General features: G+C 37.6%; 15 protein-coding genes. All 15 read left to right on the top strand.

Going from position 1 to position 15,897, the window contains the following annotated elements:
• On the top strand, positions 1-1,329 hold the full coding sequence (locus Q0E20_RS06830) for an FtsW/RodA/SpoVE family cell cycle protein (RefSeq protein ID WP_295998166.1): 1,329 nt from the start codon (positions 1-3) through the stop codon (positions 1,327-1,329).
• Between the two features lie 32 nt (positions 1,330-1,361).
• A complete protein-coding gene (gene uraA / locus Q0E20_RS06825; protein ID WP_295998163.1) occupies positions 1,362-2,645 on the top strand; it encodes a uracil permease in 1,284 nt (427 codons plus the stop codon).
• A 250-nt stretch (positions 2,646-2,895) separates the two neighbouring features.
• On the top strand, positions 2,896-3,345 hold the full coding sequence (locus tag Q0E20_RS06820) for a CopY/TcrY family copper transport repressor (protein ID WP_295286670.1): 450 nt from the start codon (positions 2,896-2,898) through the stop codon (positions 3,343-3,345).
• A 19-nt stretch (positions 3,346-3,364) separates the two neighbouring features.
• The gene (locus Q0E20_RS06815) at positions 3,365-5,518 is read left to right on the top strand and encodes a heavy metal translocating P-type ATPase (protein WP_295998160.1); all 2,154 of its coding nucleotides are present in this window, start codon (positions 3,365-3,367) and stop codon (positions 5,516-5,518) included.
• 101 nt (positions 5,519-5,619) lie between these two features.
• A complete protein-coding gene (locus Q0E20_RS06810; RefSeq protein WP_295289219.1) occupies positions 5,620-6,084 on the top strand; it encodes an NfeD family protein in 465 nt (154 codons plus the stop codon).
• 36 nt (positions 6,085-6,120) lie between these two features.
• The gene (gene floA, locus Q0E20_RS06805) at positions 6,121-7,077 is read left to right on the top strand and encodes a flotillin-like protein FloA (protein WP_295998157.1); all 957 of its coding nucleotides are present in this window, start codon (positions 6,121-6,123) and stop codon (positions 7,075-7,077) included.
• Positions 7,078-7,085: 8 nt separating this feature from the next.
• The gene (locus Q0E20_RS06800) at positions 7,086-7,637 is read left to right on the top strand and encodes a hypothetical protein (RefSeq protein ID WP_295998154.1); all 552 of its coding nucleotides are present in this window, start codon (positions 7,086-7,088) and stop codon (positions 7,635-7,637) included.
• Positions 7,638-7,794: 157 nt separating this feature from the next.
• A complete protein-coding gene (locus Q0E20_RS06795) occupies positions 7,795-8,511 on the top strand; it encodes a sortase (RefSeq protein ID WP_295998151.1) in 717 nt (238 codons plus the stop codon).
• A 115-nt stretch (positions 8,512-8,626) separates the two neighbouring features.
• Positions 8,627-9,565, top strand: coding sequence for a hypothetical protein (locus Q0E20_RS06790; RefSeq protein ID WP_295998149.1), 939 nt, complete (start codon positions 8,627-8,629; stop codon positions 9,563-9,565).
• A 77-nt stretch (positions 9,566-9,642) separates the two neighbouring features.
• Positions 9,643-10,275 carry a DNA glycosylase gene (locus tag Q0E20_RS06785; protein ID WP_295998146.1) on the top strand — a complete coding sequence of 211 codons (633 nt, stop codon included), beginning with the start codon at positions 9,643-9,645 and terminating at the stop codon, positions 10,273-10,275.
• 273 nt (positions 10,276-10,548) lie between these two features.
• On the top strand, positions 10,549-11,799 hold the full coding sequence (locus Q0E20_RS06780) for an MFS transporter (RefSeq protein ID WP_295998143.1): 1,251 nt from the start codon (positions 10,549-10,551) through the stop codon (positions 11,797-11,799).
• A gap of 286 nt (positions 11,800-12,085) precedes the next feature.
• A complete protein-coding gene (gene mmuM, locus Q0E20_RS06775) occupies positions 12,086-13,102 on the top strand; it encodes a homocysteine S-methyltransferase (RefSeq protein ID WP_366509654.1) in 1,017 nt (338 codons plus the stop codon).
• 294 nt (positions 13,103-13,396) lie between these two features.
• Positions 13,397-13,996 carry an ABC transporter permease gene (locus tag Q0E20_RS06770; RefSeq protein ID WP_295998139.1) on the top strand — a complete coding sequence of 200 codons (600 nt, stop codon included), beginning with the start codon at positions 13,397-13,399 and terminating at the stop codon, positions 13,994-13,996.
• A complete protein-coding gene (locus Q0E20_RS06765; RefSeq protein ID WP_295998136.1) occupies positions 13,986-14,735 on the top strand; it encodes an ABC transporter ATP-binding protein in 750 nt (249 codons plus the stop codon). The genes Q0E20_RS06770 and Q0E20_RS06765 overlap by 11 nt, the downstream gene beginning before the upstream one ends.
• Before the next feature lie 32 nt (positions 14,736-14,767).
• Positions 14,768-15,733: an ABC transporter substrate-binding protein gene (locus Q0E20_RS06760; protein WP_295998133.1), complete on the top strand. Its 966-nt coding sequence runs from the start codon at positions 14,768-14,770 to the stop codon at positions 15,731-15,733.
• Positions 15,734-15,897 lie beyond the last annotated feature (164 nt).

The raw sequence follows: 15,897 nt of genomic DNA, 5'->3' as shown, positions 1-15,897 counted from the left end.
ATGTTGCAAAAAGGGGATAAGGAAGGACACTTTTGGGAGAAAGTGTTTAAAAATGACTTACAAGGCATGCTATTACCTATAGTCCTAATGGCATTGATAGGTAGCATTAATATTTTTAGTGCTACCTATATTGGGTCTATTACAACCGATGATGGATTGTGGGGATATGCACCAAAACACTTATTATTTTTGTTAGTATCAGCTATATTAGGTGTGTTCTTATATCGATTTGATTATCGGCGCTTACAGAATGTTAAATTACTTACCTGGGTTATGGGATTGACAGCCGTAACTTTAGTAGCCATATATCTTGTCGGTGTAGAGGTTAATGGTGCACGTCGTTGGATTCCATTAGGACCATTTTCATTGCAACCATCGGAATTTGCAAAGCTAGCTGCATTATTATGGACGGCTGCCAAATTGGCGGATAAACCATGGACAAAACCAAGATTTAAATCTATGTTTAAACCTAAAAAGGGCATGGATCAGAAAGAAGTAGCATTAGGGTATATTTTTGAACGTGTGAAATATATGGGATATATGCTACTTTGGCCAATCGTATTTGCAGTGCTTACTATTAAACAGCCAGATATGGGGACAGCCGTATTAATTATTGGATTTTCTTATCTGTTAATATTTTTATCTGGCTTTGAAAAAAGTGTATTTGGTTTATCTTTAGTAGCGGCGGTTCTTGCTGGTATTTATGCTGCTCGTAGTAGTTCGTACCGGTGGGAACGGGTAGTATCTTGGTTTGATCCATGGTCTTATGCACAGGACAAAGGCTATCAAACTGTACAAGGTTTGTTGGCTGTAGGTTCTGGTGGGTTCTTTGGACAAGGATTCATGAATGGTACGTCAAAATATTTTTATCTACCAGAAGCTCATACGGATTTTGCGTTCGCTGTTTGGGCGCAGGAAATGGGTTTTTTAGGTGGCATTGCTGTTGTATTCTTGATGGCAACGTTTACATTTTTTGGATTCCGTATCGCCAATAGGGCTCGTGATGCCTTTGGTAGATGGCTAGCTATTGGTATTACGATTCTCATCAGTGGTCAAGCTTTCTTTAACATTGCCATGGTTTGTGGCATGTTGCCTGTAACAGGTGTACCATTGCCTTTTGTTAGCTATGGTGGTTCCTCTTTGATGATGAACTGTATGGCTATTGGTATTTTAGCAAGTATAGCTAGACGTAGTGTAGAAGGTGTTAAACCAGTAGGAACAAAGGATACGTTACCTTCTTTACGAGAAGAAACAAGAAGCCGTTTTAAACCGAGTAAGTCAGTTGAACCTGAGTTGCCAGGTCGATTTGTTCCACCAGATAAACGATAATATGATATGTGTTGTGTATATGAGGGAAAACAATGAACGATTTTATTGATATTCAAGAGCGCCCATCGTTGGGTAAATTATTGCCACTTAGCTTTCAACATTTATTTGCTATGTTTGGCTCTACTGTACTTGTACCATATTTGCTGAAAGTCGATCCAGCAACGGCCCTATTTATGAATGGTATTGGTACTTTGCTGTATATTCTTGTATGTAAAGGAAAGATTCCTGCGTACTTAGGGTCTAGTTTTGCTTTTATTGCTCCTGTAGGCGCAGTATTGGCAGCTGGTCTTGGTTATGAAGCTGCGAAGGGTGCCTTTGTTGTGTTTGGCTTATCCTTTGTGATTTTGTCATTTTTAGTTCGCTATATAGGCATTGGATGGATTGATAAATTATTCCCACCGGCGGCTATGGGGGCAATTGTTGCTATTATTGGTCTTGAATTAGCACCGGTTGCAATGGGAATGTCTGGACTTATTGGTGATCAAAATCTAGGGATGACGCATGAACAAGCTATCATCGTTTCCATGTTTTCCTTGATTGTTACCTTGTTAGGAACTGTTGTGTTCCGGGGATTCCTTGCTGTCATTCCTGTGCTTATTGGTGTAGTGGCAGGGTACATTCTATCCGCCATTATGGGGGTTGTCGATTTTTCAGGTGTTGAAGCGGCACCTTGGTTCTCCTTGCCACAGTTCTATGGCATGCCTGTATTTGATATCAATGCCATTATTATGATTATGCCAGCACTCTTTGTAGTATTTGCTGAGCACGTAGGTCACTTAGTTGTAACGAGCAACATTGTATCAAAAGACTTGATGAAAGAACCAGGTTTACAACGTTCCTTGCTAGGTGATGGCCTTGCGAATATCCTTTCTGGTTTCTTCGGTGCTACACCAAATACGACATACGGTGAAAATATCGGTGTCCTCGCTATTACTCGTTGCTTTAGCGTATGGGTAATTGGTGGTGCTGCAGTTCTTGCGATGATTATCTCCTTTGTAGGTAAAGTAGCAGCTCTTATTCATGCTATTCCAGTTCCAGTTATGGGTGGTGTATCCATTCTCTTATTCGGTATCATTGCAGCATCCGGTTTGCGCATGCTTGTAGAACGCAAGGTAGATTATACAAACCCTGTTAATATGATCTTAACATCTGTTATCCTTGTTGTAGGTCTTAGCGGTGCAGAACTTGCTGTAGGTCCTGTTGTATTGAAAGGCATGGGTCTTGCTACTGTAGTAGGCATGGCTATGAGTATTATCTTATTAATCCTTCAAAAAACAGGCGTTGGTAATGACCAATTGAAAAAAACAGAAGTATAATTCAAGTTGCTGTGAGGCTACCATATAAATCATTGCGTTTATAAGCACAATTTGTTTTTACTCCTTATAATAAACGACTACTAGATCAGATGTATATCTGTGAAAGTAGTCGTTTTTAGTTTAGGAAAAACTATGAAAATTATTATGGGATAGAAGTGGAGAGATAAAAAGCTATAAGCGTTACTTACATTTATTAAAAAAGACTTGACATAATTCGTTTACATTTGTAAACGACGAGGAGGAAAGGAAAATGAGCACAATAGAACTTAATACTTATATCACAGATGCTGAATGGGAAGTCATGCGTGTAGTTTGGGCAAATGATCGAGTAACTAGTAAAAAAGTCATTTCCGTATTGCAAGAAAAAATGGGCTGGACACAATCCACTATCAAAACGATCTTAGGTCGATTAGTTGGAAAAGGCGTACTAAATACAGAGCAAGAAGGTAGAAATTTTATTTACACTGCCAATATTGAAGAGAAAGAAGCTGTAAGGGATTATGTAGAAGATATTTTTAACCGTATTTGCAATAAGAAAGTCGGAAATGTAATAGGAAGCATCATTGAAGATCATGTTTTAAGCTTCGATGATATAGATCGACTAGAAAAAATATTAGAGATGAAAAAATCTTTCGCAGTAGAAGAAGTGAATTGCAATTGTCCAAAAGGACAATGCAAATGTCATTTACATCATCATTAAGCATAAGGAGGAATTTAAAATGAATAATGACAACAGATATTCGTCCCATAATCACCATGATTATGACGACATAGATAAGTTAAACCACGAGCATGGAATCACAGATGAACATGGAGACCATAAGGATCAACATCACGACCATCATGCTAGTCATGACCACAGTGGGCACCATAAGGATCAACATCACGACCATCATGCTGGTCATGACCACAATGGGCACGGAGGGCATGACCACCATCATCACGGAAGCTTTAAGGAACTTTTCTTAAAGTCATTGCCACTAGGAATCATTATTATGCTCTTATCCCCTATGTATGGATTTGAGCTACCATTCCAGTTTACTTTTCCATATTCTGATATTGTAGTAGCTATTTTATCTACTATATTAATTATTTATGGTGGACGTCCATTCTATCAAGGCGCAGTTGACGAATTTAAACAAAAAGAACCTGGAATGATGACTCTAGTTTCTTTAGGTTTAAGTGCTTCATATTTATACAGTATTTATGCTGTGATCATCACCTACGTAACGGGTGAACATGTGATGGACTTTTTCTTTGAATTTGCTTCATTACTATTAATCATGTTATTAGGTCACTGGATTGAGATGAAAGCTATTGGAGAAGCAGGAGACGCACAAGCAGCATTGGCTAAGTTAGTGCCGAAAGATGCTCACGTTGTATTAGAAGATGATTCAATTGAAACACGACCAGTTGCTGACTTAAAGATAGGTGATTTAATTCGTGTTCAAGCCGGAGAAAATGTGCCAGCAGACGGGATTATCGAGCGTGGCGAATCACGTTTAAATGAAGCTCTTCTAACTGGGGAGTCAAAAGCAGTAAAAAAAGGCCCTGGCGATGAAGTAATCGGAGGCTCAACAAATGGAGAAGGGGTACTTTATATTAAAGTGCTTGAGACAGGTGATCAATCCTTCATCTCTCAAGTTCAGAATTTAATCAGCCAAGCTCAAAGTCAGCCTTCCAGAGCAGAAAATATTGCTCAAAAGGTTGCAGGATGGCTCTTCTATATTGCGGTTATTGTCGCACTAATAGCTTTTGTAGTGTGGATGATTATTGGAGATATCCCAACGGCAGTTACCTTTACTATCGCGACCTTAGTTATAGCTTGTCCACATGCATTAGGTCTGGCTATTCCATTGGTCACCGCCCGTAGCACAAGCTTAGGAGCCAGTCGTGGGTTACTGGTGAAAGACCGCCAAGCCTTAGAAATAGCTCAAGATGCAGATGTGATAATTTTAGATAAAACAGGTACTTTAACAACTGGTGAGTTTAAAGTATTAGACGTTGAACTTTTTAGTAACAAATATAAGAAAGAGGAAATCATTGCCTTATTGGCAGGTATTGAAGGAGGATCTAGTCACCCAATTGCTCAATCAATTATAAGTTTCGCCGAGCAGCAAAATATACGTCCAGCATCTTTTGATTCTATTGATGTGATTTCCGGTGCTGGAGTAGAGGGTAAAGCAGGCGGGCACCGTTACCAATTAATCAGTCAAAAAGCCTACGGACGTAATCTGGATATTGATATTCCAAAAGGAGCAACTCTCAGTGTCTTAGTAGAAAACGATGATGCTATTGGTGCTGTAGCTTTAGGGGATGAATTAAAACCAACGAGCAAAGAGTTAATTAAAGTTCTTAAAAAGAACAATATTCAACCAATTATGGCAACAGGTGATAATGAAAAAGCAGCTCAAGGCGCGGCAGAATATTTAGAGATTGAATATAGATCAAATCAATCTCCACAAGACAAATATGAGTTAGTAAAAACACTTAAAGAAGAAGGAAAAAAAGTTATCATGGTAGGTGACGGTATCAATGATGCTCCTTCTCTTGCCTTGGCAGATGTTGGAATAGCGATCGGTGCAGGAACTCAAGTGGCGTTGGATTCAGCTGATGTCATCTTGACTCAATCTGATCCAGGAGATATTGGATCATTTATTGAATTAGCACACAAAACAACTCGTAAAATGAAACAAAATCTCTTTTGGGGAGCCGGTTATAACTTTATAGCTATCCCTCTAGCTGCGGGAATTTTGGCTCCTATTGGTATCACATTAAGCCCTGCATTAGGAGCAGTCCTAATGTCTGTGTCAACAGTCATCGTCGCCATTAATGCTATTTTATTAAGTTTAGATCCAAAAAATAACGGTTAACAGATCGAATTCATATTGCAGTTAAAATCTTTATAAATTATTTTTAATATTGTATAATGGGTATATAAGTTGTATAAAATTAATTATAGAGAGGAGGGCCTATGGAGTTTTTAATTTGGATGGCTATAGGGATCGCCCTGATGGCGGTAGAACTCGTTGTACCGGGCGGTATTTTAGGGCTCATCGGTTATTGTGTTTTCCTATGGGGTGTTTTCGAAGCACTTGGGGAAGGTACTATGGCGCTATATGCTGTACTAGGATTAACAGCCTTGTTAATTATCTTTATCATCGTGTTCTTTAATCACTTTGAAAAGACTTGGATAGGCAAATTGTTTACCTTAGGGCAACGATCTACGACAAAAGCTGGCTATGTATCTAATGATGTATTAGATGGCTTAGTTGGTAAAGAGGGGGTAGCTCATACTACACTGCGCCCTGCAGGTATCGCAGAAATTGATGGTAATTTGGTAGATGTTGTAACCGAAGGGGACTTCATCGATGCCGGTTCACCGATTGTGGTACTGCGTGTTGTAGGCGGCCGCAATATTGTTAGAAAGCGCGACTAAGCTTTCACCACATCGTCGTTTATAATGGAGGTTATTATGGATGTAGGTATTTTAATTTTGATTCCCATTCTACTGATTGGGATTATGGTGTTCTTGTATGTTGTGCCATTAGGCCTTTGGATATCTGCTCTTGCAGCAGGCGTTAATGTTGGTATCTTTACACTCGTGGGTATGCGCTTGCGCCGTGTAAATCCATCCCAAATCGTAATGCCTTTGATCAAAGCTAATAAAGCGGGCCTTGATGTTAATGTAAATCAGCTAGAAGCTCATTACCTTGCAGGTGGTGACGTTGACCGCGTCGTAGATGCGTTGATCGCCGCTGAGCGCGCATCTATTCCTTTGACATTTGAACGTTCTGCAGCTATCGACCTTGCAGGTCGCGATGTATTGGAAGCGGTACAAATGTCTGTTAATCCTAAAGTGATTGAAACACCAATTATCTCTGCAGTAGCGAAAAACGGTATCGAACTCAAGGTTCGTGCTCGTGTAACTGTACGTGCTAATATTGATCGCCTCGTTGGTGGTGCTGGCGAAGCTACTATTATCGCCCGTGTTGGTGAAGGTATTGTAACAACTGTAGGTTCCTCTGAAGAGCACACAGATGTATTAGAAAATCCAGATCACATCTCTCGTACTGTATTGGGTAAAGGTCTTGATGCGGGTACTGCATTCGAAATCTTGTCCATCGATATTGCTGACGTAGACGTAGGACGTAACATCGGTGCTCAATTGCAAACTGATCAAGCGGAAGCGGATAAGAAAATCGCTCAAGCTCGTGCGGAAGAACGCCGTGCCATGGCGGTTGCTACAGAACAAGAAATGCGTGCTAAAACACAAGATATGCAAGCTAAGGTTGTAGAAGCACAAGCTGAAGTTCCAAAAGCATTAGCGGAAGCTTTCAGAAGTGGTAATCTTGGTGTTATGGATTATTATAATATGAATAATATTATTGCAGATACCAAAATGCGTGAAAATTTAGCAGATGGTGAATAGGAGTAGCTATGGACTCTATATTCTCTACAGTACTATCGATTTTTCAGCAAAACCCTATAATTGTTTTAGTAATTGTGGGATATATTGTGTTCTCTTTTTTGAAAAGTTCTAAAAATGATGAGGCTGATGAGCATACGGATTCAGGTTCTGAAAAGACCTGGGAGGATATGGAACGTGAATATGGTATTTCTATAGAACGTAAAATTGATGAACCTTCGGTTGATGATGTATCTGATCATAATGATGGTTATCGGTTACCTGATTCTAAGATGTCTTATAAGCAATCTACAGAAAAACCCAAAAAAGAGCAACTTAAAAAACAAGATGAACATAAGTTATCTACTAGCAAAGCGGTTGCAGTATCCTCTTTAATTGAGCGTCTAGCAGAAGTTAAGCTCCAAAAAACAATGGAGGAAGGTAAGAGCCTTTCTAATGCCATAAGTGCTCATACGAATCCTGCAATGAAGAAGGCTTGTAAGTCACGTCATGATATAAAAGGAGGTATGAAATGGGCTTTTATCTTCGAAAAACCAAAAGCATTGCGGCATAGAGCTCGATAAGGATTAAGTTCTTGATGAAGACAAGGGTTCCTAATGGTCACGGAAGTGACTATTAGGAACCCTTTTTCTATTGCAAAGGGGATAATTCAACTTTCATAATAAAATAGGTGGTAAAGTCGTATGTGATTTGTCCGAACTATATGAAAGGAGAGACTATATGTATCGTAATGTACGAAATATTCCCAAAGAGCTATTAGAAAATTTATATAGTAAAGAAAAATGGACTTTACGGGATATAGCTGATTATATTGGTTGTAGTGTGGATACAATTGTAAGACGTATGAAACTGTATAAGATTCCACGTCGTGAAACGCGTAAGGATGTTAATTGTGCTACGTTAATGTCTTTGTATGAAGGAAATCATATAAGTATTGAAAAATTAGCACGTCGTTTTAATGTATCTACAGCGACAATATCTAATCGGTTACATGAGTATGGACTACTTTGTACGAACCAACACTCTATACATAGTGTAGAACCGGACCGAATTAAAAAGGCTTATGAAAGTGGTAATAGTACAACTCATATTGCGAATATGATGGGCCTTTCAAGATGGAAGGTATTACATATTTTGCACCATATGGGTGTTCCTATCCGAGGAGGAAGACGGAAAGTGATGCCCGTAGATGAAATGAGTTATCTTTATACCTATCATGGATTGAGTACAAAAGATATAGGTGTTGCTTATGGACTACAAGCCAATACTGTGGCATTATATTTGAGAGAATCGGGTATTACATTACGAGGGAAGCGTTTGGAAGTAGACACCCATGTGATTAATCAATTACGTATGAACGGATTGTCAATTGCAGAGATTGCTCGTCAACTTGAATGTTCTACATCGGTTATAAGGAGTCGGTTAAAGCACCAATAATCGTAATATACTAACGAGTATGGTAGAACACATCAATAAAGCTTAAATCATTTGGTATAGTAATTTGTAGGTAATTACTATATACTTAAATTTATATAATGATGGGAGGTTTATTATGTTCGAATATTTAACATTATTATTACCATTTTTGCTTTTAGGCTTTATTGCTTCTGGCCTTTCTAGAGTCTCTGGTGTAGCATTGTCCATGATTATCGTTCCGACTTTATTGATTTGGGGTGCTACGCCATTGGATGTTGTTGCATTTATGCTTCTCTTTGTGGTGTACAATAATTTTACATCCGAAACACAAGATGTACGCCTTGATTATAAGGATTTAGTATTATTTCCTAAATGGCGTTTGTTGATTCCTATAGTATTGACAATCATCGGAATTTTTATTAATCCTGCTATTGGTATTGCTATATTTATGGCTTGCTTTGTATTGGAATTGCTGGCTACTGTATATAAACGTATTCCAGAACGGGAACGACCTGCGGTTCATCGCGTAATTGTACTTTCTATTCTCAGTGCTATTGTAACGTCTATAGGCGCTTATGTAGGTCCTACTATTAGTGGGGATTATTATTTTGGTTTAGCTGGGGTAGCAATCTTGGCTATTACTGCCTTCGCTTGGTATGCAGGCCGCAATCGACATGCGTTTAAAGGTATTTGGGAATTTATTTGGGTTGATTTTGGTCTTTTGCTAGGCTTGTTTGGTATTGAAAGTGCGAACTATCCAGCTGGTTTAACTCGAGACTATAAGAGTCCGATAGACCGTATGTTGCCAATGATTACTGTAGTAGGTGGTTATGCGGGATTAATGGTTATATTTGGTGTATATGGCATGTTCTCACTACCATCTTTTATTACTGCAATTGGTGCTGCAATCGGTATGCGCATGTTTGGTTTATATGAATTCCCTAAACGTGGCACATTTTCCTATTTAGCAATTGGTTTTGCTATTGCTGCAGTAATATGTTTATATCTCGTATCTCCTGTTCCAACTGGATTTGATGCTGTTAATACTATCATGACGCAACCGATGGTTCAATAAAAGGTGAGTTTTGTTATAGAATTAATAATCTAAACTTGTTAATGTGAAACTAGATAGTTAACATAAGCAATAAGGAGATGTGTATCGTGAAAGATAATACTACTGTTGAATTGAAGTCTAATGAAGTTGTAGAAACGAGACCATTTCCGCCATTCTTGCCGAAGAATGCAACGGTTATGATGATGGGAACATTTCCGCCAACCTCAGAGAAACGAGCGATGGAGTTTCATTATCCAAACTTTCAAAACGATATGTGGCGTGTTTTTGGTATAGTGTTCTTTGATGATAAAGAACATTTTAGAAAAGGAGAGGAAAAAGCTTTTGATGCGGATAAAATCAAAGCTTTTTTATCACAAATTGGTATAGCATCATGTCCAACAGTACTAAAAGCGATTCGTGAACATGGTAATGCATCTGATGCTTTTTTAAAGGTAGTTGAACCTGTTCCTCTTGCTGAGGTGTTGGCGCAAATACCGGATTGTACGCATATTGGTACAACAGGTGGCAAAGCAACAGAAATACTACTTAGTTTGTTACCTGAAAAGGTTAAATTGCCGAAGACAGGAGAAACGATTCCGTTCATATATCAAGGGCGTACTCTTACTTTGACACGTTTACCATCTACTTCTAGAGCTTATCCATTGAGTCTTGTGAAAAAGGCTGAAGCTTATAGACAGTTTTTTAAGACCTGTGGTTTACAAACGAAATGATAGAATTCATTTCTATACTAGTAAAAAGCCTTTGATTATCTACTCTAATTAGTAAATTGGAGTAGACTTTATCAAAGGTTTTTTATTATTAAAATTTTAGGTGAATTTTAGAATAGCTAGATTCTATGTTATATATAAGTCTACATTACTACTTATAAATAAAAGTGATAACAAAAATAACTTTTTAATTCTTGTTTTTTACCATAAGAGGTCTATAATTAACCAATGTCATTATATGGTTGACAAATATTTTTATAAAATGGAGTTGATACTATGGATAGGGCTAAAGAAGCCTTATGGACAAAATCATTTGTCCTAGACACGTTGATTAATTTCTTAGTATTTTTGATCTATTATTTACTTATTGTAATTATTGCTGTTGTAGCAAAAGATTCTTTACATGCTACAGCCAGTCAAGCCGGTTTAGCTGTTGGTATTTATATTATTGGTACTGTTGTGGCTAGATTGTTAGCAGGTCATTTTATTGGGACTTTTGGATGCCGTAAAATGCTCTATGGTGGTCTTCTTATTTATTTGATTTCTACTATTATGTACTTCTATACTCCAAATTTAATTCTTTTGGATGGTGTTAGATTTTTAAATGGCTTTGCATATGGGATAACATCGACTGCAACAAGTACGATCATAGCCGCTATTATTCCTGTATCTCGTCGTGGCGAAGGGATAAATTATTATGGCTTATCTACATCTCTTGCTGCTGCTGTAGGCCCATTCCTTGGCATATTAATGCTTCATACGGTAGGTTACAATCTTATTATTGCCTTTTGTGTAGTCCTCATTGTGCTTTGTGGTATTGGTTCTGTTTTTATGAAATTTAAAGAACCAAAACTTGCTATTGAAGCTGAAGAACATAAAGGCATTAAAATTTCTGATTATGTTGAACCACGTATGAACTCCATTACATTGGTTTCTGTATTAGTTGGTTTTGCTTATTCTGGTATTATTGGTTTTATGGCAGCTTATACTAAAGAGTTAAACCTCATTATGGCTGGTACATTCTTTTTCTTTGTATATGCTATTGTGATTACTATTACAAGGCCTTTACTTGGTATTTTATTTGATATGAAGGGGGAAAATTTTGTTTTATATCCTTGCTTTGTATCTTTGGCGTTTGGTATTTATTTATTCTCTATTGCTCAATCTACGGCATTAGTATTATTATCAGCCGTATTTGTAGGTCTTGGCTATGGTACATTTATGTCCAACGGTCAAGCTGTAACTGTTAAAATTGTACCGGTGCATCGTATTGGCGTTGCTACATCAACCTATTTTATTGCATTGGATATAGGGTTAGGCTTTGGACCTTATATATTAGGGGCAGTTCAAGAAGTAGTAGGTTATACTAGTATGTTCCATGTTACAGTAGTAGCCGCATTAGTAGCGTTGGGTGCATATTATTTATTATATGGTCGTCATGTGGGTACCGATAAAGATCTTTCTTTGAAAGCACGCGCTGAAGAAGAACGGATTAGAAATCGTAGGAATAATGGTAAACTTGCTTAATATAATATAGTAATAGGATTGTATTATATAATCTTTTGATCTAATAAAAATGACTATACGAGCGTTTGGTTCGTATAGTCATTTTTTGCTATTTTTTATATGTATATTTCATGGATAGTAATATACTTATAATCTATATTGAATAAAATCATATTTAAATGGTAGGAATTATTGACCTAATATAGGTAGGATGATATGATATATTTATAGTACTTAAACGGATTATTTGCTATGATTCGTTTAGTGAACCTCGAATCGTATGAGGTAGTATAGAATAGGTGATATGATGATTAAACGAAGTGCATTTTTAGATATAATTAAAGAAAAAGAAGCTCTTGTTTTAGATGGGGCTTTAGGTACAGAATTAGAGCGTTATGGTTGTAATATTGAGCATAAATTATGGTCTGCTAAAGTTCTTATGGAACAACCAGATATCATCAAGAAGATACATGTTTCCTACTTAGCTGCTGGCGCAGATATTATTCAAAGTTCTGGGTATCAAGCAACTGTAGCAGGGTTTAAAGGGTTAGGCTATGGTACTGAAGAGGCTATAGAGTTAGTTAAGCTATCTGTTCGGTTAGCTGTTCAAGCTCGAAATGAGTTTGTAGAGGCTAAGGCAAGTGGAGCGCTAACATTACGTGGTATCACTCTTGGAGAAGAGACTGCTGATGGGGTTACATATTTTTCTGAAGGTGCTTTACCTAAACCGTTGGTGGCTGCTTCTGTAGGTCCTTATGGAGCATTCTTAGCAGATGGTTCTGAATACCGTGGGTATCCAGATGTGCAAACTGAATATCTAGAGATATTTCATATTCCACGACTAGCTTTATTCTGTGAAGAAAATCCTGATATACTTTCTTTTGAAACAATACCTTCTTATGATGAAGCGATTGCTATTGCTCGTGCCATGTCTGATCCATTTACATCTAGAGGTATTCCAGCGTGGATTGCATTTTCTTGTAAGGATGGTCATCATGTATCTAGTGGTGAAACAATCATTAAATGTGCGGAAATGATTGACAAGGTTCGACCTATTACCGGTATCGGTATCAACTGTACTAAGCCAGAGTATGTAGAGTCTTTGATTAAGGATATTCGAACTGTAACATATAAACCGATTGCTGTATATCCTAATCTTGGTGAAAGCTATGATAGTGATACTAAAACTTGGTATGGTGATCCTGCATCATTTGTTGATTATGTTGATATATGGCGCAAAGCAGGGGCTAATATAATCGGTGGATGTTGTCGAACAAATCCTGCTATTATTCGAGAAGTAGCAAAACAAATACATATAAAATAAATGAGGGGGGCTGTTTATATACAGCCCCTTTTACTTTAGTATAATATACTATAATATATAGTAATTGATATTTATTCTTAACATGATATAGTTAATGTAAGGAGGTGGGGACAGATAAAACAGAAGATTACAAACTTAGCCTGGAAATTAATACTACCTATATTACTTATCGTTATATGGTTCATATTGAGTTCTCTAAACATTTGGTCAACCTATATCTTACCAACACCGTATAGGGTTTGGTCCGAATTTATAGATTGTATTGTATCAGGACTCATATGGAAACATGTAGGAATGAGCTTGTTGCGGGTTGTACAGGGCTTTTTATTGGCAACTATTATTTCTATACCACTCGCCATTGTATTGACGGCTAGTCACCGCATGCGCACGCTTTCATCAGGTATGATTGAATTCTTTCGCCATGTTCCGCCATTAGCGTTGTTACCACTATTAATTTTATGGTTAGGGATTGGTGAAAGCTCTAAAATTGCCATTGTTTTTCTTGCAACAGTGTATCCTATTTTTCTAAATGCTCTCATGGGCTTTAGTGAGGTGGACAGAAAGCTCATTGAAATGGCACATCAATACGGCTTATCTAAGAAACACATTTTTCTACATGTTACTATCCCTTATGCCATACCTTATATTATCAGTGGCCTTCGTATTGGCTTAGGCTATAGTTGGCGATCCTTAATTGGTGCTGAAATGATTGCCGCATCTTCAGGCATCGGGTATTGGATCCTAGATGCACAAACAATGGCCCGTTCGGATATTGTCATTGTTGGTATCATCGTAATCGGTTTGTGCGGCATTATCTCTGATGCTCTGTTTAAATGGATTACCAATAGAATTCTATCGAGATATATAACTGGTGGTGATGTATATGGCGCCTAGTTTACATATTAATAATCTTAGCAAACTGTATAGGGGCGAACACAATGTCTTAGTTGGACTACACCCCTTAGAGGTAACATTATCATTGCAGAAATTAATCTGTATCGTAGGTAAAAGTGGTTCTGGTAAAACAACATTGTTACGGTTGTTGTCAGGGCTTGAAGAATCTACGAGTGGCACGTTTTTTGTTGATAATATGGATCTTGATGCGGTACAACAATCTATGGCGTTTGTATTTCAAGAACCACGATTGTTGCCATGGCTTACGGTGCGTGAGAATATGGCTTTCTCAAAATATGGTGGAATTACGGTTGATGAGTCAACGATTGATTACTATATGAAACAATTAGGATTACAGCAATATGGCTTGTTTTATCCAGCTCAATTATCAGGCGGGCTTGCACAACGGGTAGCATTAGGACGTGCTTTTTGCAGTAAAAAGAATATTCTTTTAATGGATGAACCATTTGGCGCACTTGATTTTTTTACACGACAACAATTACAGCGTGATTTATATGACTTGTATGTAAAAGAATCTCTGTCTATAGTAATGACTACGCATGATTTACAAGAGGCAGCCCTTCTGGGGGACATTGTTATCGTCATTAATTCAAATGGTAATCATGAAATTGTAGAAAACCCCATTGTAAAAGATGAGCGATGGGATGAGGATGTATATGTTTTGGAACGACGTTTTACATTTATTAAAAAATTACAGTCCATGATTGCCAACGATTGATGAGCATATATGAATTTATGAAAGGAGTTTATATGAAGTACTCTATTCGAAAAATACTTGTCCTTGGATTATGTTTAATCGCGGGATTACTTGTAATGGTAGGTTGTGGTTTTGAACAATCAAAACAAGAACCAAAGGATTTACATTTAACCTATGTAAAATCTCCTTTAAATATTCCGTCCATTGTAGAAAAACAAAATGGCATTATAGAGAAGGCTTTCAAAGAAAAGAATATAGGTGTGACTTATTCAGAAATTACAGAGGGGCCTAAGCAAACAGCAGCGTTAGAATCCGGTGATATTGATATTGCTACCGTATTGGGGGGCACATCTGCGATTTTAGCAAAGGCGAATGGCGCTGATATCAAGATTATCGGTATGTATAGCCGTGCGCCTAAAGCATTTGTGTTGATTACTAAAAATCCTGACATTCAATCTGTTAAGGATTTGAAGGGGAAGAAGGTGATGGGACCTAAAGGAACGATTCTACATCAATTATTATTAACTGCATTGGATAAGAATGGTATGACTGCTAATGATGTAGAGTTCATAAATGGAGGCATTCCACAAGCGGTCAGTGCACTCGATTCCGGTGATGTAGATGTAGCCATGGTAGCGGGTCCTGTAGCGTTAAAAGCTATTCAACAAGGTGCTCGCGTTGTTGTAAGTGGCGAAGGTTATATTGATGGTTCCATTGTTATTGCAACAAGTGGGAAGTTTGCTAAAGAACATCCTGAGTTGATTAAACAATATATGGATACACATAATCAAACCGTTCAAGCTTATGAAAAAGATCCAAATTCTTACTATGATATTGTGGCGAAAGAAACGGGCTTAACGGAAGCCGATGTGGCTACAATGGCCCCTTGGTATAACTTTGATACGACAATCGCCGATTCAGATATTAAAAGTTTGGAAGCATCACAGGATTATTTAATCTCTATAGGCATGATTCCTAGTGATAAAAAGGTAGATATTCAATCCATGATTTTACGTTAATAATAAAACGTATAGCTAATTATTATTAGTTGATATACCGGTACAAAATACCGGTACAAATGAAAACCCGCTTAATGCACACGTCATTAGGGTTATAGGACAAAACGTGTTGGTACTTTAATCCCAATCATTGAAAGATAATTTGTCATAGTTATGCAAATCAC

Source organism: uncultured Veillonella sp. (genome assembly GCF_934230905.1).
Taxonomy (GTDB): domain Bacteria; phylum Bacillota; class Negativicutes; order Veillonellales; family Veillonellaceae; genus Veillonella.
Note: the sequence above shows the minus strand (reverse complement) of the source record. Positions and strands in the feature narration are given on the sequence as shown.

Excerpts from the sequence above, each read along its gene's own strand:
- Q0E20_RS06830 (WP_295998166.1), top strand. The coding sequence starts at position 1 with ATGTTGCAAAAAGGGGATAAGGAAGGACACTTTTGGGAGAAAGTGTTT.
- uraA (WP_295998163.1), top strand. The coding sequence starts at position 1,362 with ATGAACGATTTTATTGATATTCAAGAGCGCCCATCGTTGGGTAAATTA.
- Q0E20_RS06820 (WP_295286670.1), top strand. The coding sequence starts at position 2,896 with ATGAGCACAATAGAACTTAATACTTATATCACAGATGCTGAATGGGAA.
- Q0E20_RS06815 (WP_295998160.1), top strand. The coding sequence starts at position 3,365 with ATGAATAATGACAACAGATATTCGTCCCATAATCACCATGATTATGAC.
- Q0E20_RS06810 (WP_295289219.1), top strand. The coding sequence starts at position 5,620 with ATGGAGTTTTTAATTTGGATGGCTATAGGGATCGCCCTGATGGCGGTA.
- floA (WP_295998157.1), top strand. The coding sequence starts at position 6,121 with ATGGATGTAGGTATTTTAATTTTGATTCCCATTCTACTGATTGGGATT.
- Q0E20_RS06800 (WP_295998154.1), top strand. The coding sequence starts at position 7,086 with ATGGACTCTATATTCTCTACAGTACTATCGATTTTTCAGCAAAACCCT.
- Q0E20_RS06795 (WP_295998151.1), top strand. The coding sequence starts at position 7,795 with ATGTATCGTAATGTACGAAATATTCCCAAAGAGCTATTAGAAAATTTA.
- Q0E20_RS06790 (WP_295998149.1), top strand. The coding sequence starts at position 8,627 with ATGTTCGAATATTTAACATTATTATTACCATTTTTGCTTTTAGGCTTT.
- Q0E20_RS06785 (WP_295998146.1), top strand. The coding sequence starts at position 9,643 with ATGTGTATCGTGAAAGATAATACTACTGTTGAATTGAAGTCTAATGAA.
- Q0E20_RS06780 (WP_295998143.1), top strand. The coding sequence starts at position 10,549 with ATGGATAGGGCTAAAGAAGCCTTATGGACAAAATCATTTGTCCTAGAC.
- mmuM (WP_366509654.1), top strand. The coding sequence starts at position 12,086 with ATGATTAAACGAAGTGCATTTTTAGATATAATTAAAGAAAAAGAAGCT.
- Q0E20_RS06770 (WP_295998139.1), top strand. The coding sequence starts at position 13,397 with ATGAGCTTGTTGCGGGTTGTACAGGGCTTTTTATTGGCAACTATTATT.
- Q0E20_RS06765 (WP_295998136.1), top strand. The coding sequence starts at position 13,986 with ATGGCGCCTAGTTTACATATTAATAATCTTAGCAAACTGTATAGGGGC.
- Q0E20_RS06760 (WP_295998133.1), top strand. The coding sequence starts at position 14,768 with ATGAAGTACTCTATTCGAAAAATACTTGTCCTTGGATTATGTTTAATC.